Genomic DNA, 19279 nt, shown 5'->3' on the forward strand with positions numbered 1-19279 from the left:
TCCGATGAACGCAAACGCTGCACAGATCATCAATGCGTTGATAGGCCTCGTAAGTCCCATGACGACATAGCCTCCTCTTAAAGAGCTATGTCAGGGAGTCTAGGTTCATTTGTGCCACAGGCAAGCGGAAATGTGCCGAATCGCGCCGCAATTGCCGATCCTGCGGTTGGGCTTTCTGCATTAGGCTTTGAAACTCCTAGCGAAAACCCCGGTTCACGGCTGTGAATAAATTGTGACGGCGGTGTGTCTGGGCCGTGCCATCACAGCCCTACCGCCCATAGCCCACGCCGTCATGACGATGGTATCCGGGATCCGAGACTGCTGCATCGGCCGTCGCGGACAGTCGGCATATGACGACTGCCCCTGCGCATTACCGAGGGTATATTGATGCCGTCGTTCGGGTGCCGATGATCGAGACTTTCGCGTTGTTGGAACGGAACGATTGCCACCGGCCGCTGGCCAATGCGGAAAATTCGGTCCTCAGCTGTCGACGCGACCGTCCGGGGGATCGCGGGTACTGGGAGCGATGAAATGGAACAGCCCAACAAGGCAATTGCGGTCCGCAGTGTAATTTTCCGCAATCAGGGTGACTATCGCAACGCGCCCTACCAGACAGGCTCGGGCCTGATCTACTTCCGCATGATTTTGGCGCTGTCAGCCCCGATACCGACCGCACTCGCCTTCGGTGCGGAACTCGCTGGCAGCTTGATGGGCAGAAACGTATGGGTTCACTCCAGCTTCGTGAAGAGGTTGAAGCCGAAGCAAGCCGCTTTGACCGTCCACAATTTCATCGCGGGAATGACGGCAAGCGTCGTGTCGCTCGACATGATTTCGCGTCTCTCCTTCCTGGAATATCTCTGCCGGTTCATCGAAACGAGAAGGGATGCGACGGGATTCGAGTCGATCCTCTCGACAACGATCGAATCGACATGGGCGTTCTGCGACGACGAACTTGCCGATTACGCATTGCGCGTCTGGTCGAAGTTCGTGCCGGCGGGTGCATTGGCTCAACGCAACGGTCTCTTTGCCGTCAACGCAAGTTCTTCTACGGTCGAACTCTTCAGCCCCGACGACGTCAAACGCCTGGATCCAGGCCGAATTTCGCGCACGGTGCCTAACGGACAGTTTGGTAAATTTACCGGTCGTGGCGGAGGTTACGGGCCAGGCGGCGGCCATGGCGCCGGTGGTGGCGGCTATGGCCCCGGTGGTGGCGGCTATGGACCTGGCGGCGGATACGGACGCGGCGGTGGTTTTGGCGCCGGCGGAGGTTACGGGCCGGGCGGCTATGGCCCCGGTGGTGGCGACTATGGACCTGGCGGCGGATACGGACCCGGCGGTGGTTTTGGCGTCGGCGGAGGTTACGGGCCGGGCGGCTATGGCCCCGGTGGAGGCGGCTATGGACCTGGCGGCGGATACGGACCCGGTGGTGGTTTTGGCGCCGGCGGAGGTTATGGGCCGGGCGGCGGCCATGGCCCCGGTGGTGGCTATGGACCGGGCGGCGGCTTTGGCTTTGGCAACGGCCAGGGCCGCGGCGGATATGGGCCTGGCGGTGGCTTTGGAGCAGCCGGAGGGTACGGGCCGGATGGCAGCTATGGTCTCGGCGGCGGGTCAGGTCTCGGAAACAATGGCAGCCGACAGCCCGGCGGGGCCGGCGGTGGATTTGGTCTCGGAGGTGGAGCTGGTTTCGACGGCGGCTTTGGTGTTGGCGGCAACTCCGGACTGGGCGGGGCATTTGGCCTTGGGGGCGGATTTGGCATGAATGGCGGCGCGCCCGAACTGGGCGGCCCGTTTGGAAGAGGTAAGTCTCCTGCTGACCAAAGGACGTCTGGCCACAGTTCAGCGAAGGACAAGGGCATCGTTGGCGGCGCGATGGCGGCCGCAGGGTATACGATTTTTGCAATAGAGGGCGCCACTGCCACCGCCGTCGTGCTGGGTTTCTCGGGAGTTATGGTGATTGGCATGGGTATCGGTCAGATGGTCTTGGGGGGGGCGGGGGGTGGCACCGAGCCGATCCCGAAGGATGGAGGCGTCGACACGTCGACCAATTCGGGGGGTGGCGTGCCCAAGGATGAGGGTGATGCCGGCGGCGAGGCGACCGAAGGTGTTCCCGTCGTGACCGAGCCAGAGCCCGAGGATCCAAACAAGAAGCCCGATCCGAATGCGTCGCGTCCCGATCCGAACGCCTATTATCCGGCGCCCGACGATGGCGATGGCGGCCCCAACAGTCGCGCCGCGGGTTTTCCGAACTCCTTCGACACATTTCCGGCGCCCGATGGAGAAAGCGGGGTCGGTCCAAGAGCCGCGGGCGTGGAATTGAGGAGCCTAGGCGTCGCGCTGGGAAAGGGTCTGGAGTCTACGATACGCGTGATGGGCCCTCAAAGCTTTCGCGTCGCCTACTGACGGCAAGGCACCTTCGAGCCGGACAGGCAGCCGGAGATAGCTTCGATGGCCTGTCATGATGAGGTGCTACCGCCGCCCGAACAGCCGTCCGTCTATGGTGACAAGTCCCAGCGCGATCAGCATCACGCCGCCGACCTCGAACAGTTCAAGCCGTTCGCCGAGGAACAGAAAGCCAAGCAGCATCGCGCTGGCCGGCACGATGAGCGTTACCAGCGACGCATTGGTGGCGCCGGCCGAAGCGACGAGGTTGAAATAGAGAATATAGGCAAAGGCCGTGGAGAGCAGCGCCAGCGCGAACACCGCCGTCCAGACCTGCGGCGACGCCATGAAAAGACCTTCTGGACCATAGGTCAGCAGCACCACCGGGATCATGATGATGGTGGATGCAGTCAATTGCCCGGTGGCGATGACCGGCGAGGGCACGCCCTTGAAGCGGCGGGCAATCATCAGGGCGACGCCATAGGACAGGGAAGCGCCGATCAGAGCGAATTTTGCCCAGACCGGGCCGCCCAGCCCGGCAAGCAGGCCAGGGCCGATCATGACAGCGGTGCCGGCGACCCCCAGCGCAATGCCGGCGAGCTTGTTCCAGGAGAGTTTTTCGTCTGCTGTCAGCGCATTGGCGAAGAGCAGCGTCCAGAACGGCGTCGTGGCGTTGAGCACCGAGGCGACCCCGGCGCCAAGCTGAGTCTGGCCGGCGAAGATCAGCGAGAAGGGCACGACGTTGTTGGTCAGCGCCAGCAGGAAGAACAGGCCGGCGTGAGGAAGGGCGAGGCCGAATGACGGTCTACGGATCATCAGATACAGTTGGAGCGCAATCGCGGCGATAGCGACGCGCAAGAGCACCAGCACCAGCGGGTGAAGCTCGGCGACCGCGATGCGGGCGAAGAAGAACGAACCGCCCCAGATCGCGCCGAGCAGTAGCAACTGCCCCCAGTCGGTCAGCGTCATTGGACCGCGCGGCGGCGATGCAGCGGCAATTGCCATGTGAAAATCATCCCTGAGCGAGCGGTCGGACATGGGTATATCCGGTAGGCATATCCGGATGGGCATATCGGGTCCCGCGGTAAGCGCCACCCGAAACCCGATCGCCGCGAACGATAGCGCCGCTCGAGACTAGCGCCGCTGCGTCAGGCGCGTAAGACACAGAATTGTTTTCATTGGCCGTTAGCTTGGCTTAATTGTGCGCGGCTCAGATCAAGGATTTGTCGATGCAGCGATTCGAGAATGCCCGCGAGGCGGCACTGGCGCTTCGCCCGGACGATCCGGTCTACTGCTTCCGGCCGCAGGTGCTCAAGGACGATGCCAGGCAGTTCATGGGCATGTTCCCCGGCAAGACGGCCTATGCCGTCAAGACCAATGGCGAGCCGATCGTGCTGAAAGCATTGGTCGAGGCCGGCGTCTCCGCTTTCGACGTCGCTTCGCCGGGAGAGTTCGCCGCCGTGCGCGCCGTCTCGAGCGACGCCGAGATGCTCTACATGCACCCCGTCAAGGCGCAGTCGGACATCAAGCTGGCGCTGGAGAAATACGCCATCCGCGTCATCTCGCTCGACCATGAGGACGAGATCACCAAGCTGACAAGGGTGGTGCGCGCGCTCGACATCGATCCGGGCACGATCAGCGTGTTCGTGCGCGTCCAGACCAAGGGCCATGCCGCCTATGAACTGTCGAAGAAATTCGGCGCCGGACCGGCCTATGCCGTCGAGCTCGCCGAGCGGCTCAACCGCACCGGCTACAAGGTTGGCCTTTGCTTCCATGTCGGCAGCCAGATCGAGGATCCCGACACTTACGAGCGGGCGCTGGCCTCGGCCGACTGGGTGCGCAACCGGCTGACCTTCGACATTGCCGGGCTCGATGTCGGCGGCGGCTTTCCGGCCGAATACGGGCTCGACCCAAACCGCAAGCAGGTCGAGATGCCGTCGCTCGGCCAGATCATGTCACGGCTGTCGGGCGACCTCAAGGAATACCAGTTCGACAAGATGCCGCTGGTGGCCGAGCCGGGCAGGGTGATCGTTGCGCGCTGCCTGTCGCTCATCGTGCGCGTGCTGTTGCGCAAGGGCAAGCGGCTCTACATCAATGATGGCATCTGGGCGTCGCTGTCGGACTCATGGACCGGCAAGATCACCCTGCCGGCACGCTTCATTCCCGACCCCGCGATCCGCTCGCGCAATGGCGAGGAGAAGAACATCGTGCCCTTCAAGGTCTGCGGCGCGACCTGCGATTCCGTCGACATCCTGTCGCGGCCGTTCTGGCTGCCGGAAACCGTCGATACCGGCGACTGGATCGAGATCGGCCATATCGGCGCCTACTCGCTGTCGCTCAGGACCCGCTTCAACGGCTTTTATCCCGACACCTTCGTCGAGGTGACGACGCCCTTCGACGAAGGCGACGCGCCACAGGGGTTTGCGAGCTTGGAGACGATGGCGGACTGAGTTCTTCCTTCTGCCCTGTGGGAGAAGGAAGATGAGCTACAATTTCCCCAGCAACTCCGGCGTCGGCCAGCCATCTACGGCCATGCCGAGGCGCATCTGTTCCTTGCGGATGGCTTCCCTGGTGTTGGTGCCGAGGATACCGTCGACGGTGCCGACGTCATAGCCCCTGGCTTCCAGCTTGGTCTGCAAGGCTTTCATCTGGTCGCCATCGAGGCCGGGTTCGGGATTGCGCGGGTCGAATCTGGGCGCGCCGGCAAGACGGGCCGCAAGGTTGGCCGCGGTCAGCGCGTAGGTGAAGGACTGGTTCCACTCGAGGTAGACATCGAAATTGTCATAGGTGAGGAAGGCCGGGCCCTTGCGCCCCATTGGCAGCGCCAGGCCGGCCTTCAGGCCATTGTCGACGAGCGGCGCACCGCTGGGATAGGTGACGCCCCACTGCGCCCATTGCGTCAACGGCAATTTGTTGGTGCGGCCGGTCTGGTCCCACGGCATGTCATCGGGCACGCGGACTTCCTCGATCCAGGGCTGGTCGCGCTTCCAGCCGCGCGACTGTATCTTGCTGGCCGTGGTCATGATCACGTCCGGCGCACTGCCGCGCAGGTCGATCTTGCCGTCGCCATCGCCGTCGACGCCATGCGCCAGATAGTCGGACGGAAGGATCTGCGTCTGGCCGATCTCGCCGGCCCAGGCACCCTCGACATCGGCCGGCACGACACCGCGGTCGATGAGTTCCAGGAGCGGCACGAGTTGCTGCCGAAACAGGTCCGGACGGCGGCAATCATGCGCCAGCGTGACGAGCGCATTGAGCGTATGGAAATCACCCTGCACGGCGCCGAAATCGGTTTCGAGCGCCCAGAATGCGGCGATGATGGGCGGCTGGACACCGAATTGCTGGTGGGCGCGGGCGAAGACTTCCGCGTATTTCTTTAAATTGGCCGCGCCCTGCTTCAGCCGGTAGGCCGAGATCATGCGGTTGGAGAATTCGATGAAGGTCTGGGTGAAGACGCCCTGCGCGCGGTCGCGCGCCAGCGCCTTCTCGTCGATGGTGGCGGCTTCCAGCGCCGCGAGACCGACAGCGCCTGCGCCGGCAGCCTTGGCTTCCGTGGCAACGCCTTGCTTCCAGGTTTCAAAATCGCCGCCGCATTGCTGCGCCATTGCCGGCAGGGCCGTGGCGCACATGAACAGCGCCGCGAGAGCATGGAGACGCAAGTGCATCGGCTTCCTTTCGAAACGGACGGGGGATCATCGTGCTAGCCTTGGCGCCCCAACGCCTTGGATCGCCCGGCGGTTGCACTCGTCACCGCTGGCTGTGTCGAAAAGCAGGCGACAGGTCCGGTGTCAACGTTTCTTCTTCCCCGGCGCGGTGTTGAAAGCGGCTCGCTGCTCGCTGCTCGCTGCTCGCTGCTCGCTCAACGCGATGGGATGGGAGCAATCTGACTCATGAGTGCTGCCGTTCAGCCTAATGGGTGTTCTGCCGCAGCCATTTTCTCCACGCGGATTCACTGCCGTTGAAGACGTTGATGTCGGACTTGCCGGTCATTCCGGGTACGATACCGGTTCCGGTGTACTGCCAGAAGGTGAAGGGGTGGCTTCCGTATTTCTCGCGCGGATGGCCCGCGACGGAGCGCAGCCAATATGGATAGCCGCGGAAGGAGGACAGTTCATTGTCGTCGAAGAAGTCGACCGAGGTGTAGATGATCGGTTTCTTGCCGTAATGCCGCTCGACGATCTGAAGGAAAGTGGTCATTTCCGCGCGCACCGTGGCCGCATCGGGACGCAGTCGGCAGGTCGGCGATTGCGGGTTCCATTCCATGTCGAGAACCGGAGGCATGGCCGAGCGGTCAACGGGGACATTCTGGATGAACCAGCGCGCTTGCACGGCGGCCGGCGTGCAGAAATAGAAGAAATGATAAGCCGCGCGCGGAATCCCGTTGGCCTTCGTGCGCGACCAGTGCTCGTCGAAATACGGGTCGAAGCGATCGCCGCCCTCGGTCGCCTTGATGAAAGCGAAGGAGATTCCGCTGGCCCTGGCCGTCGGCCAATCGACCGAGGTCTGGTATTTGGAGACATCGGTACCATGAACGGCATAGTTCCACGGCGCGCCGCTGTCCCATTCGTGCGGCTTGGAATCGGCAAATCGCGGCGCGCGCACGGCAACCGTCGGGTTGCTGGATGGCGACAGCGGCGAGAGATCGTCCACGGTCGAGCACGCGCCAAGCAGCGTCAGCATGAAAAGGGCCGCAAGACGGCGCATCGCAACTTCCAAGCCGGAATCAGCCGGTCACTGATGGGTCTGTATGAGCAGATGGCCGGTCCGGCCCCCTCCGAGCGATCGCCCCACGCATCACCCGGCATTCGTGTCCGTCGTCCTGCGATCTCAATGCCCGGCAGGAGGACAGCCATCCCTGTGATCGCCTATCATGGTTGATAATCCGTTGATGGCGCGACAAGGACCTCCAATTTGCGGAAGCAATGGCGGCAATTCGATGACATAAGGCTTAGGCGACAGCCCGGGAGGAAACAATGCGGTTTGCGGTCAAGATCGTCAAATGGATGCTTGGCCTGATCGTGCTGGCGATTGCCGCTTTGTTTGCCTGGCTCTATGTCGCCCCGCCAGAATTGATCCGCGTCGGCTCAGGCTATTCGGCCAAGATCGTGTGTTCGAACGTCTTCGTTGCCGGACGCGATCCGGATGAAGTGCTGGCCGTCGACGTGCAGGCGCCCGGTCATCCCCTGCTGCGGCTGATGCGCGTCTCGGTCGACAAGAACCGCGGCACGGTCTCAGCCGGCCTGCTTGGTTTCCTCGGCAAGAGCGTTGCCGTCGCCCGGGACGGTTTGGGCTGTGCTTCGGTTCCCGATGGCGACGTCGGCAAGGCACGTCGCACGGCAATCCGTGTCGAACCGCGGGCAGCCGGCGAGGACGCGCTGTGGCCGGATGGCGAGCGCGTGGATGCCTCACAGGATCCGGTGGTCGCGAAGCTGCTCGACGATGCCGCACTGGCCGGAGTGGGCATGCGAGCGATCCTGGTCGTGAAGAACGGCCGGATCGTCGCGGAACGCTATGGCGACGGATTTTCGGCCACGACGCCATTGCTTGGCTGGTCGATGACCAAAACGGTGAATGCCGCAATCATCGGCACGGTGGTCAAGGACGGCAAGATGGCCGTCGACAACAAGGGTCTGTTCGCGTCGTGGAGGGCCGACGGTCGTGCCGGCATCAGCGTTGCCGACATGATGGCGATGTCGAGCGGTCTGGCGTTCAACGAGGATTATGGCGATGTCGCCGACGTAACGCGCATGCTCTATCTCGAGCCCGACATGGCGGGCTTTGCCCAGGCCAAGCCGCTCACCGCCGACGTCGGCAAGGTGTTCTCCTATTCGAGCGGCACAGCTGTGATGCTGTCACGGCTCTGGCAGGACGCGATCGGCGATAAGGCCAAGGCCCTGGCTTGGCCGCGCACGGCTCTGTTCGGGCCGATAGGCATGCACAGTGCTTTGCTCGAAACCGACGAGCAGGGGACTTTTGTCGGCTCGTCCTATCTCTACGCCACGGCACATGACTGGGCGCGCTACGGCCAGTTCCTGGCTCAGGGCGGCGTCTGGAAAGGCAACCAGATCCTGCCGGCCGGTTTCGTCGATTGGATGCGCGAGCCGGCTTCGGCCTCGAAGGTCTATGGCAAGGGCCAGCTGTGGCTGGAAGCGCCGGGCGACGAGGAGAATCCGGGTGCTGGCGTGGCCGCCGGCTTGCCCAGTGACACCTACTGGATGGAGGGGCATGACGGGCAGACTGTCGCCATCATCCCCTCGGAGCAATTGGTGGTGGTGCGGCTGGGGCTGACCCCGGCGAAGCTCGGTTACCGGCCGCAGACGATGGTGGGCGCCCTGGTGAAGGCGCTGCATTAGCGGCTTGGCTGCCCAATCACCGCCAGCCAGGTGTAGCCGCGATAAAGTGTGCGGAAACGGAAGGTTGCGCCCGCTTTATATGTTTCCGATTCAAGGACATCCCGTAGAGTTTCGCGCGGCGAGACGTGGAATTTTTGGAGCCAGCCGCTCAGCAAGGTACGGAACCAGCCGGGCAGGCCTTCCTGCTGGCCAAAATCGGCGATGTGCATCGAGCCGCCGGGGGCGAGCGCCGCCAATGCTGCGGTTACTGTCTTTTCCCAATCGGGGATCATCGACAGCGAATAGGAGATGAAGATGCGGTCGAAGCGCTCAAGGCCGTAGAGCGCATTGGGATCGAAATCGGTGGCGTCGCCCCGTGCCAGGGTGACGCGGGCGGACAGACCTGCGCGGTCTATCGCCCTGCGCGCCGTTTCCAGCATTTCGGCAGAGATATCGAGGCCGAAGAAACGCGCTTCGGGGTAGCGGCGGGCGGCCAGAATGAGGTTGCGGCCGGTGCCGCAGCCGAGTTCGAGCACGGTGCCTTCCGGCAGGACATCCAGCCCTGATATCAGCCGGTCGCGGCCGAGCAGATAGTATTTGCGGGTCAGGTCGTAGATATGGCGCTGCCAGCGGTAGACGCCATCCATCAGTTCGGCATGGTTGGCGTTGAATTCGGGGCCGGCCGGCAGCTCCGTCGTGCTCATGGCGCGCGCTTCACATAGAGGTGGAAGCCGCCATAGATGGCGGAACGGTCGCGGGCCGAGAAGTCACGCGAAGCCTCGTCCTGGTAGGCCCACTGGTCGAGCAGCGAGGTGGAGACGCGGCCCGGCAGGAGCGTGGGTTCGGCGGCGGTGCGGAAGATGACGCGTGCGCCGGCCGAAGCGCTGCGGCTGATTTCCGACCAAAGCCCGTTCAGCTGTTCGTCGGTCATCCAGTCCTGCGCATCCAGTAGAACGAAGCGGTCGACCGAACCGGCATCCTTGCCGGCGAGGAATTCGATCAGGTTGGCGTGGTGGATGGCGACGCGGTCGATATTGCCGCGGATGGTGTCGTAGTTGCTTTTTTCCAGATAGGCGGGCAGGGCGGCCTCGCCGGGTTCGGGGTAGCGGCGGGCAAAGGCCTGCCAGGCGAAATAATTGTCGCGCAGGGGGAAATCGCAGGCGAGTTTTTCCAGCCGCGCCTTCAGGACGCTGGCCATGGTGCCGTCGCCCGAGGTGATCAGCGAATCATATTGCGCCGGCGGGATGCCGAGGCCGAACAGGGAGGCCTTGCGCGACGTTGCCCATTTCAGCAATGGCCTGTCGAAGACCGGCGCCAGCTCCTCATGGAAGAAGCGGCGCTGCTCGCCGATGTTGCGGGCCTGCATGATTCCGGCCGGGTCGACGCCGAAGAATTTCGCCGTGCGGTGGCCCATCGCAATGAAGAGGCCGAGCAGGCCGGTCCGGTAGAAATTGCGGTCGAAGACACCGATGCGCCTGACGCCGCGCCAGTCGCGGCGCTCCCAATAGTGGCGGCTGACCGGATCGAGGTGCGGCGCGATGAACCGGTCGTAGGCTTGCGAATTGTGGCTGGTGCCGGCGGCGCCGAAGAAGCGGAACAGGTCGCCCTGCGAGGGCAGGCGGCGCACGGCCTCGAGCTTCATCCGGTTCAGAGCGATGTGGGCGGCGTTGAGGTCGACAGCCTCGATGCGTGCCGGCGCGCGGGTGAGGTAGGCCAGGATGTTGCAGCCGCCCGAGGCGATGGTGACGACGCGATGGCCCTTGCCAAGCTGCATCGCGTCCATGTCGACGTCGGGGTCTTCCCAGATCTGCGGGTAAACGAGGCCGGAAAACAGGAAGGCGAACAGCCGCTCGGACATGCCGGCCTTCGACAGAGCGCGGTTCTGATAGACGGCCTTTCCAACTTTCTTGCCACGGCGAAAAACCAGATCCGAGGAGACGTCCGTCATGGCCAAATGATTCCCCACTTGCTTTGCCGCAAGCGGGTAACCCAGGGGCATGACAGGCCGGTGACAGCCTGTTGACGCCGGTCAGGCTTTGCCAAACCCGCCTGGCGTTGGTGTCGTCAAGATGACGGCCTCCCCAGGCTGTAGCACGGTCTGATCGCAGGCTTTGAGCACTTCGATCGCCCCATCGTTACGGCGGACTTTCGTCGAGCCGACCTCGCCATCGCCGCCACCGTCCAATCCTTGCGGCGGGCGGTTGCGGTGCGAGGAGAGGATGGCGCATTCCATCTTTTCCAGGAAGCGGATGGTGCGCCTTGTGCCGTCGCCGGCGTTCCATTTGCCCTTGCCGCCGGAGCCTTGGCGGATGTGGAAGTCCTCGAGCAGGACAGGGAAGCGCAGTTCCAGCACTTCGGGGTCCGTGAGGCGGGAATTGGTCATGTGGGTGTGGACTCCGGATGTGCCGTCAAATCCTCGCCCGGAGTTCATCCGGCCGGCCGGCGAGCCGGAACAGATCGTCTCGTAGTACTGATATTGCTTGTTGCCAAAGGTCAGGTTGTTCATCGTTCCCTGGGCATTGGCCATCGCACCCATGGCGCCGAACAGGGCATTGGTGACGTGCTGCGAGGTCTCGACATTGCCGGCGACGACGGCCGCGGGGTAGGCGGGTTTAAGCATGCAACCATCGGGAATGATGATGTTGATCGGCCTCAGGCAGCCGGCATTCATCGGGATCATATCCTCGACCATGACACGGAAGGCGTAGAGGACAGCCGCGCGCGCGACCGGCTCCGGCGCGTTGAAATTGTTCTTCATGACCGGCGACGTGCCGGTGAAGTCGACCGTCGCCTCGCGCTTTTGCCGGTCCACCGTGATCTTGACCTTGATGACCTGGCCGGTGTCGGTCGGGTATTCGTATTGCGACGTGTCGGGCAGCCGTTCCAGGACGCGGCGCACGCTTTCGGCGGCGTTGTCCTGGACATGGCCCATATAGGCCTCGACCACATCGAGTCCGAAATGCGCGACCATCTTGCGCAGTTCGGCGACGCCTTTCTCATTGGCGGCAATCTGCGCCTTGAGGTCGGCGATGTTCTGGTGCGGATTGCGGGCCGGATAGGGATGATCGATGAGCAGCGTATGCAGCTCTTCCTCGCGAAAGCAGCCGCGATCGACGATGCGGAAATTGTCGAACAGCACGCCTTCCTCGTCCACAGTGGTAGCGAGCGGCGTCATCGAGCCCGGCGCCGTGCCGCCAATGTCGGCGTGATGGCCGCGCGAGGCCGCCCAGAACAGGATTGTTCTTTGCGCATCGTCGAAGACGGGCGTGACCACCGTGATGTCGGGCAGGTGCGTGCCCCCATTATAGGGGGCGTTGAGGGCAAAGACGTCGCGGGGATGGATGTCGCCGGAGTTCAGCCGGATGATTGTCTCGACCGAGCGGTCCATGGAGCCCAGATGCACCGGCATGTGCGGCGCGTTGGCGACCAGCGCGCCGGTCCGGTCGAAGACGGCGCAGGAAAAATCCAGCCTTTCCTTGATGTTGACGGAATAGGCGGTGTTCTGCAGGGTGACGCCCATCTGTTCGGCAATGGACATGAAGAGGTTGTTGAAGACTTCCAGCATCACCGGATCGGCTGATGTGCCAAGGGCGGCCTGCCGGCGCTTTGTCATGACGCGGCGCAGCAGCACATGGTTTCGAGCGGTGATTTCGGCCTGCCAGCCCGGCTCGACGACGATTGTCTGGTTCGGCTCGATGATCAGGGCGGGACCGGCTATCCAGTTGCCGGGCTTCAGCACATCGCGAAGGAAGACGCCGCTATCGCGCCACTCACCTTCGGCAAATATTCTGCGGGTTTGTGCAGGTCTTGTGACGATATCCTGAAGTTCCGAATCAGTTTCGTCGTCAACGGTGCCACCGGTGTCGGTGCCTTCGACGCCGACGGTCTCGACGATCATCGGCTTGTCTGCATAGACAAAACCGAACTGTGCCTTGTGTGCGATCTCGAAATCGCGCCTGGCCTGGAAGATCGAGCCTGACTCGAAATTCACCGGCAGAGCCGTGTCTGTACCATCATAGCGAATATGCAGCACCGGTTTCGCGGCGACGGCTTCCTCCGAAATGCCTTGTGCGGCGAGTTCGGCGATGACGGCTTCTTTCAAGCTGGCAATGAGAGCCTCGATCTCGGTTCTGGACTCTTCGCTAAGCTGCTTCAACAGCGCCTGCTCGCGCGAGGCGAAGACAGACGCCAATCCGATGCCATAGGCCGATAGCAGGCCGGAGAACGGGTGGATCAGCACCGCCTCCATGCCCAGCGCATCGGCGACCAGGCAGGCATGCTGGCCGCCGGCGCCGCCAAAACAGTTCAACAGATATTCAGTGACGTCGTAGCCCCGCTGCACGGAGATTTTCTTGATGGCGTTGGCCATGTTCTCGACGGCAATGGTGATGAACCCCTCGGCGACCGCTTCAGGTGATCGCCCATCGCCGATTTCGGCGGCAAGTGCGGCGAATTTTGCCCGCACGGTGGCGACGTCGAGCGGCTCGTCCTGACTGGGCCCGAAAATCGCCGGAAAGAAATCCGGCTGGAGTTTGCCCAGCATGACGTTGGCGTCGGTGACCGCCAGCGGCCCACCGCGCCGATAGGCTGCAGGACCCGGGTTGGCGCCAGCGGAGTCCGGTCCGGCCCGAAAGCGGCCGGCCTCGTAGTGCAGGATCGAGCCGCCGCCAGCGGCGACGGTATGAATGCGCATCATCGGCGCGCGCACGCGTACGCCGGCGACCTCCGTGTCGAAGGCGCGCTCGTATGCGCCGTCATAGTGGGCGACGTCGGTCGACGTGCCGCCCATGTCGAAGCCGATGACCTTGCCGAATCCGGCGCGCTTCGCCGTCTCTACCATGCCGACAACGCCGCCTGCCGGGCCCGACAGCAGCGCGTCCTTGCCCCGGAACATGTCGGCGGCGGTCAGGCCCCCCGACGACATCATGAACATCAAGCGCGGGCCGCTGCCCAGTTCCCCTGCTACCCTTTGCACATAGCGCGACAGGATCGGCGACAGATAGGAATCGACGACGGTGGTGTCGCCCCGGCCCACCAGCTTGATCAGTGGCGAAACTTCATGGCTGACCGAAACCTGGCCGAAGCCGATGCTGCGGCAGACTTTCGCAACGGCCTTCTCATGATCGGGAAATTTCCAGGCATGCATGAACACTATGGCGACGGCATCGATGCCGTCGGCCTTTGCCTGTTCGATTGCCGGCCGGCAGGCGGCGATGTCGAGCAGGCGCTCGACGCAGCCGTCCGCGCGCACCCGCTCTTCGATCTCGATCACGCGTTCATAAAGTTGTTCCGGAAGGATGATCTCCTTGGCGAAGATGTCCGGGCGCGCCTGGTAGGCGATCCTCAGGGCGTCGCGAAAGCCCTTGGTGATCAGCAGCAGCACGCGATCGCCCTTGCGTTCCAGCAACGCGTTGGTGGCAACCGTGGTGCCCATCTTGATATCGCCGATCAGGCCCGGCGGGATCGCGCCGGCTTCGAGGCCAAGAAGGTCACGAATGCCTTGGATGGCGGCATCGGAATAGGCCTCCGGATTTTCCGAGAGAAGCTTGCGTGGATGCAAGCTCCCTTGCAGGTCGCGACCGATGACGTCGGTAAAGGTGCCGCCGCGGTCGATCCAGAAATCCCACTTCGTGGTCATCGCGGCTTTCTCCGGCGTTTTGTTCGAGGTCTCCTTGTTAATGTGACGATGCGCAAGCAGCAACGCGCGCCAATGATGTTACATGCGGAAACGCAACGTTACGAAACCCATTGTAGGCCGGTGCATTTTGTCTCCGAGCGCCACCGCGAGCGGCGGCGTTGATAAAAGGAGAGATGTTATGAAGAAGCTTATTCTTGCGTCAGTTTCGGCTCTTGCTTTGCTCGGCGTCGCGGCCTGCAGCGATAGCGGCACCGACAACACCACGACCCAGAGCACCAATCCTCCAGCCGCAGAGCAGCCGATGAAGCCTGCAACGCCCGATGCTCCGAAGCCAGCCGAACCGGCTCCGGCAACACCGGCTCCGGCCCCCGCGCAGTAATCGCAGAGCGGAAGTCAGAGCCTAACGGAAGGGCCGGCCTCGAGCCGGCCTTTTCTTTGGCGTGGAGTTGCTGCCGTGAAGCGCATGCCGCGCATCGCGGCTTGATAGCGAGCGGCAGCCGCTTTAATAAGCCGTCATGTCGATTTGGGATCGCCTCGGCGACTTTGTTACCCGTGTTTCATCCTCAACCTCGTCTGGTGTTTCCGACGTGGTAGAGGCTGTTCGCACGGTCTTTTCCGGCGATGCAGACCTGCGCAGGCGCGTGGCGTTCTCGGTGGCCATGATTGCCCTGTCGGCCAAGATGGCCAAGGCCGATGGCATCGTCACCCAGGACGAGGTCAGGGCTTTCCAGCAGATATTCGAAGTTCCGCAGCAGGAAACGCGCAATGTGGCGCGGCTGTTCGATCTAGCCCAGCGCGATGTGGCTGGGTTCGAGACCTATGCCGAGCGCATGGCGCAGATGTGCGGCTCGGGTCGTTCGAACTGCGTGATGCTGGAAGATATACTCGACGGGCTGTTCCACATCGCCAAAGCGGACGGATTGGTGCATGAGCGAGAAGGCCAGTTCCTGCACCGCATCGCCGAAATCTTCCAGATCGACAATTTGCATTACGAAGCCATCATGGCGCGTCACGTCAACCTCGGCGCAGGTGATCCCTACGTCGTCCTCGGCATCGAGCGCGGCAAGCCGTTCGAAGAGGTCAGGAAGCGTTACCGCAAGCTGGTGTCCGACAATCACCCCGACCGGCTCATCGCCCGCGGCCTGCCGCAGGAATTCATCAAGATCGCTACGACAAGGGTCGCGGCGATCAACGCTGCCTATGAGATGATCGAGCGGGGCCTGCGCCACGCATGAGCGGCTTCCTGCCCGACGAGCCGAGTGCCGAGGTCAGGGTATCGTCGAATTTCGGTCCGCGGCGCGGGCCGTTGAAGCCCGACATGATCGTGTTGCACTATACCGGCATGGCGACCGGGACCGGGGCGGAATCCTGGCTTTGCGATCCAGCCAGCGAGGTCTCGTCGCATTATCTCGTGCATGAGAACGGCCATATCGTGCAGATGGTCAGGGAAAGCGACCGCGCCTGGCACGCTGGCAAGAGTTCGTGGTCAGGTATGACGGACATCAACTCCTGTTCGATCGGCATCGAGGTCGTCAATCCCGGCCATTCGCTGGGCTACCCCGCTTTTCCCAGGCGGCAGATCGGCTCGGTGATCAGACTTTGCCAGGGAATATCGGGCCGACATGCGATTGCCCCGGAGCGGGTGCTGGCGCATTCGGATATCGCGCCCGGCCGCAAGGTCGATCCGGGTGAAAAATTCCCGTGGGCGGCACTGTTCGCTGCCGGCATAGGGCATCTGGTGGCGCCCGCGCCGATCAGGCGGGGACCGGTCCTGGAAGTCGGGGCCGCCGGCGGCCAGGTGGAGGCGCTGCAGTCGATGCTGGCATTGTACGGCTATGCCGTGGAGATATCAGGCGTTTTCGACCGCCAGACCGAAATTGTGGTGGAGGCGTTTCAGCGCCATTTCCGCCAGCGCCGGGTTGACGGGGTTGCCGACCGTTCGACCGTCCGGACATTGCAGAGGCTCCTCGCTTCCCTGGTCCAGTGACGTAGAGGAAGGCTGGGGCCAAGTAAAAGCTACCGAATCATTAAGTTACAAACTGTCGCGCAAAGTGATTTGTCCGGCCTTCATTGGCTCTAAATCGAGCGTCAAACGGCTGCTGTACAGACGTCGGACCTCCAATCTAGCGGTGGCCCGATATTGATCAGGCGTTGCCGCGTTGAAACCTTCGCGCGGTGCAGACAGAACAGGATCACATGCACAAATTGACCGTTGTAACGGCAGCTCTTGCTGCCGGAGTATTCAGTGTTGCCTTCAGTACCGCACATTCCGCTCCGCTCAGCCCGCGTGCCGACCAGGGACTCTCGTCACCCTCGGCGAAGACCAGCCCTGCCAAGGTGACGAAGCGCGCTCCGGCAAAAGTCGAAAAGGCAAGCTTGACCCACGCCAAGACGTTGAAGGCAAAGAAAAGGTCCAGGCGCGCCCATATGGCCGTCGACACGATGACGACGGCGTCGATTGGCGCAAGACCCGTTGCCTTGCCGACGGCGCCGGCAGGCGATGGCCAGTACTCGGCGATCGTCGCGCGTTACGCAGCGACCTACGGGGTGCCGGTTTCCCTGGCGCACGCGGTCATCAGGATCGAGAGCAACTACCGTCCAAACATGGTGGGCAGTGCCGGCGAGATCGGCCTGATGCAGATCAAGCCGGCGACGGCGCGCATGATGGGCTACAGCGGCGCGGACAAGGGGCTGTTCGATCCGGATACCAACATCAAATACGGCATGAAGTATCTCGCCATGGCGCAGGATCTCGGCGGCGGCACGACCTGCGGCACGATCCTGAAATACAATGCCGGCCACGCCGCCACACGCATGAACCCGGTTTCAGCCGCCTATTGCAGCAAGGTCAAGGTGCAGATGGCGGCGCTATAGGCCACCGGGCCACCGGGAGGGAACGGGGCAGCTTGTAACGAAATCGTCTCCCGCAAGGCGCTGCACGGTTTCCTCCAAGGCCGGCTTTTTCATTTGCGTTTTGCGGCGTGAACCCCTTTATACGCCCTGCCAGCTGGCCGGGCGGCCGCACCTGCAAACGCCGAAAGGCCGTGGGTGAGGAAAGTCCGGGCTCCATGGAAACACGGTGCCGGTTAATGGCCGGCGGGGGCGACCCCAGGGAAAGTGCCACAGAAAGCAAACCGCCACGACCCGGCTTGCCGGGCTCGTGGCAAGGGTGAAAGGGTGGGGTAAGAGCCCACCGCGCGACTGGCAACAGGAGCGGCACGGTAAACCCCACCGGGAGCAAGACCGAATAGGGACGGTGCGAGGGGAAACTCTCGAGGGCTGTTTCCGGCTCACCGTCCGGGTAGGTTGCGTGAGGCGCATGGCAACATGCGCCCAAGATGAATGGCCGCCACGTTCTCGCCTTGCAAGGGGCGGGGGCCATACAGAACCCGGCTTACAGGCCGGCTGGCAGTTTCTCCCCCGAATCCCCTAAGGATTCAGCAGGATGCGCGGCCTTTGATCGGTCAGGTCAGCCGCCGGTCCTGTCCAGCGACTCTGCGATTGCTCGCCACAGCTCTTCCACCGGCTCACAGCCGACCGACAGGCGCACAAAGCCAGCCGGAACTGCATCGCCTCGCTTCGATCGCCTCTCGGCCGATGTGTGGACGCCGCCGAAAGAGGTCGCCGCCTCGATCAGTTGGCAATTGTTGATGAAATCCTCGGCTTTCTCCTCCGACGAGAGCTCGAACGAGATGAGGAAGCCGAAACGGTCCATCTGTGCGCGGGCAAGGTTGTGCGACAGGTCGCCATCCAGGCCCGGAAAGCGCAGGCCGCGTACCGCATGATGTTCCTTCAGCCGTCGAGCGATGATCTCGGCGGAAGAGCACATGCGATCGAAGCGCACCTCGAGAGTCTCGAGGCCGCGATGCACCAGCCAGGCTTCGAACGGTCCGGGAATGCCGCCGACCATCGCACGCCAGTCGGTCACCCCCGCGATGATGTCGGCGTTGCGACTGGCGACATGGCCGAACAGCACGTCCGAGTGGCCGTTGACCGCCTTGGTATCCGCGGAGACGACGATATCGGCGCCGAAGTCGAGCGGACGCTGGCCAAATGGCGTCATCGTGGTGTTGTCGACGGCAAGAATTGCCCCCTGTTCGTGGGCGGCCTTGGCGACGGCGGAGATATCGCAGATGTCCAACCGCGGATTTGACGGGGTTTCGATGAAGACCAGCCGGTAAGCTTCGAAGCCGCCGTCGAGGAAAGTCGGCGTCGGCCTGCTATCACAGGTGATGCCGAGCGGCTTCAGGAAGCGTTCGGCCATAGCGCGCGTGGCATGGTACCCGTCCGCCGGCAGAAGCACGCGATCGCCCGATTTCAGAAGGGCGAAGAACACCGCGGATATCGCCGCCATTCCAGATGGAAAGCTCACGCATTGCGCGTCTTCCAGGTGGCCGAGCACATGTTCCACGGCGCGCCAGGTCGGGTTGTCGTAGCGGCCATATTGATCGACCCCGGTCTCGACACCCGGCGTGTGGAAGATCGACGCCATGGTCAGCGGCAAGGGGATCGGGTCGCCACTGGTGAAGCCGTGGCTACGCAGATGGGAGAGTGCGGCGGCGCGCGAGTTTGCCGTCTCGGACATGAGCTTGATCCTTGTGTCGGTGGGCGAATGCGGTGTGTCGACGCTATGCGGGGCGGCGAGCCGGAGCAAGCCGCGTGGGGTTGGGCCAGGCGGGTCTAAACGCTTCGTTAGGCTTAATGACCCATAAAGAGTAGGTGCGCCGTTGCGGCTATCTCGATTGGTCGCAATGCGTGTCTGACAAGCCTATTCCCGTTGACGCCCATAGTGCCCCATGATATCCCATTCCGATACTCAAGCCTTCGTTCCGTGTCAGGGTAAAGCGTACGCCAATCGGGCAGCCGCAATGGCTGCGCGTTTGCCGATTTTTACCTCTGTGGGGGAGGCCGGTTCGGGGCAGGGAACGCG

General features: G+C 63.0%; 14 protein-coding genes and 1 other RNA gene. 8 read left to right on the top strand and 7 right to left on the bottom strand.

Going from position 1 to position 19279, the window contains the following annotated elements:
• Positions 1-531: 531 nt before the first annotated feature.
• Positions 532-2400: a hypothetical protein gene (locus LB513_RS08870; protein WP_224663099.1), complete on the top strand. Its 1869-nt coding sequence runs from the start codon at positions 532-534 to the stop codon at positions 2398-2400.
• A 66-nt stretch (positions 2401-2466) separates the two neighbouring features.
• On the opposite strand, the gene LB513_RS08875 is transcribed toward LB513_RS08870, so the two are convergent.
• Positions 2467-3384, bottom strand: coding sequence for a DMT family transporter (locus LB513_RS08875; RefSeq protein ID WP_224663350.1), 918 nt, complete (start codon positions 3382-3384; stop codon positions 2467-2469).
• A gap of 224 nt (positions 3385-3608) precedes the next feature.
• On the opposite strand from LB513_RS08875, the gene LB513_RS08880 reads away from it, so the two are divergent.
• Positions 3609-4829 (top strand): alanine racemase, encoded by a 1221-nt coding sequence (locus tag LB513_RS08880; RefSeq protein WP_224663100.1) that lies wholly within the window; start codon positions 3609-3611, stop codon positions 4827-4829.
• Positions 4830-4865: 36 nt separating this feature from the next.
• Here the strand turns inward: LB513_RS08880 and LB513_RS08885 are convergent, their stop codons facing one another.
• Positions 4866-6044 carry a lytic murein transglycosylase gene (locus LB513_RS08885; RefSeq protein WP_224663101.1) on the bottom strand — a complete coding sequence of 393 codons (1179 nt, stop codon included), beginning with the start codon at positions 6042-6044 and terminating at the stop codon, positions 4866-4868.
• Between the two features lie 244 nt (positions 6045-6288).
• Positions 6289-7083, bottom strand: a complete 795-nt coding sequence (locus LB513_RS08890) for a GH25 family lysozyme (RefSeq protein ID WP_224663102.1) — start codon at positions 7081-7083, stop codon at positions 6289-6291.
• A gap of 269 nt (positions 7084-7352) precedes the next feature.
• Between LB513_RS08890 and LB513_RS08895 the strand changes: the two genes are divergently transcribed.
• A complete protein-coding gene (locus tag LB513_RS08895) occupies positions 7353-8732 on the top strand; it encodes a serine hydrolase domain-containing protein (protein WP_224663103.1) in 1380 nt (459 codons plus the stop codon).
• On the opposite strand, the gene LB513_RS08900 is transcribed toward LB513_RS08895, so the two are convergent.
• From LB513_RS08900 to LB513_RS08910, 3 genes are read right to left on the bottom strand one after another with little or no spacing between them, the layout of a single operon-like run.
• Positions 8729-9415 (bottom strand): class I SAM-dependent methyltransferase, encoded by a 687-nt coding sequence (locus LB513_RS08900; RefSeq protein WP_224663104.1) that lies wholly within the window; start codon positions 9413-9415, stop codon positions 8729-8731. The genes LB513_RS08895 and LB513_RS08900 overlap by 4 nt on opposite strands.
• On the bottom strand, positions 9412-10710 hold the full coding sequence (locus LB513_RS08905) for a DUF3419 family protein (RefSeq protein ID WP_224663105.1): 1299 nt from the start codon (positions 10708-10710) through the stop codon (positions 9412-9414). The genes LB513_RS08900 and LB513_RS08905 overlap by 4 nt, the downstream gene beginning before the upstream one ends.
• Positions 10711-10740: 30 nt before the next feature.
• Positions 10741-14349, bottom strand: a complete 3609-nt coding sequence (locus LB513_RS08910; RefSeq protein WP_224663106.1) for a hydantoinase B/oxoprolinase family protein — start codon at positions 14347-14349, stop codon at positions 10741-10743.
• Between the two features lie 178 nt (positions 14350-14527).
• Between LB513_RS08910 and LB513_RS08915 the strand changes: the two genes are divergently transcribed.
• The 5 genes from LB513_RS08915 (at position 14528) to rnpB (ending at position 17762) form a co-directional block, all read left to right on the top strand.
• Positions 14528-14728 (top strand): hypothetical protein, encoded by a 201-nt coding sequence (locus LB513_RS08915; protein WP_224663107.1) that lies wholly within the window; start codon positions 14528-14530, stop codon positions 14726-14728.
• A gap of 136 nt (positions 14729-14864) precedes the next feature.
• Positions 14865-15584, top strand: a complete 720-nt coding sequence (locus LB513_RS08920; RefSeq protein ID WP_224663108.1) for a J domain-containing protein — start codon at positions 14865-14867, stop codon at positions 15582-15584.
• On the top strand, positions 15581-16336 hold the full coding sequence (locus LB513_RS08925) for an N-acetylmuramoyl-L-alanine amidase (RefSeq protein ID WP_224663109.1): 756 nt from the start codon (positions 15581-15583) through the stop codon (positions 16334-16336). Before LB513_RS08920 ends, LB513_RS08925 begins: the two co-directional genes overlap by 4 nt.
• Before the next feature lie 209 nt (positions 16337-16545).
• The gene (locus LB513_RS08930) at positions 16546-17223 is read left to right on the top strand and encodes a lytic transglycosylase domain-containing protein (protein WP_224663110.1); all 678 of its coding nucleotides are present in this window, start codon (positions 16546-16548) and stop codon (positions 17221-17223) included.
• A gap of 129 nt (positions 17224-17352) precedes the next feature.
• Positions 17353-17762, top strand: an RNA gene (rnpB, locus tag LB513_RS08935) — RNase P RNA component class A.
• Between the two features lie 56 nt (positions 17763-17818).
• Here rnpB and LB513_RS08940 read toward each other — a convergent pair.
• Positions 17819-18934, bottom strand: a complete 1116-nt coding sequence (locus tag LB513_RS08940; RefSeq protein WP_224663111.1) for a cystathionine gamma-lyase — start codon at positions 18932-18934, stop codon at positions 17819-17821.
• Positions 18935-19279 lie beyond the last annotated feature (345 nt).

The sequence above is a fragment of the Mesorhizobium sp. ES1-1 genome, from assembly GCF_020164785.1.
Lineage (GTDB): Bacteria > Pseudomonadota > Alphaproteobacteria > Rhizobiales > Rhizobiaceae > Mesorhizobium.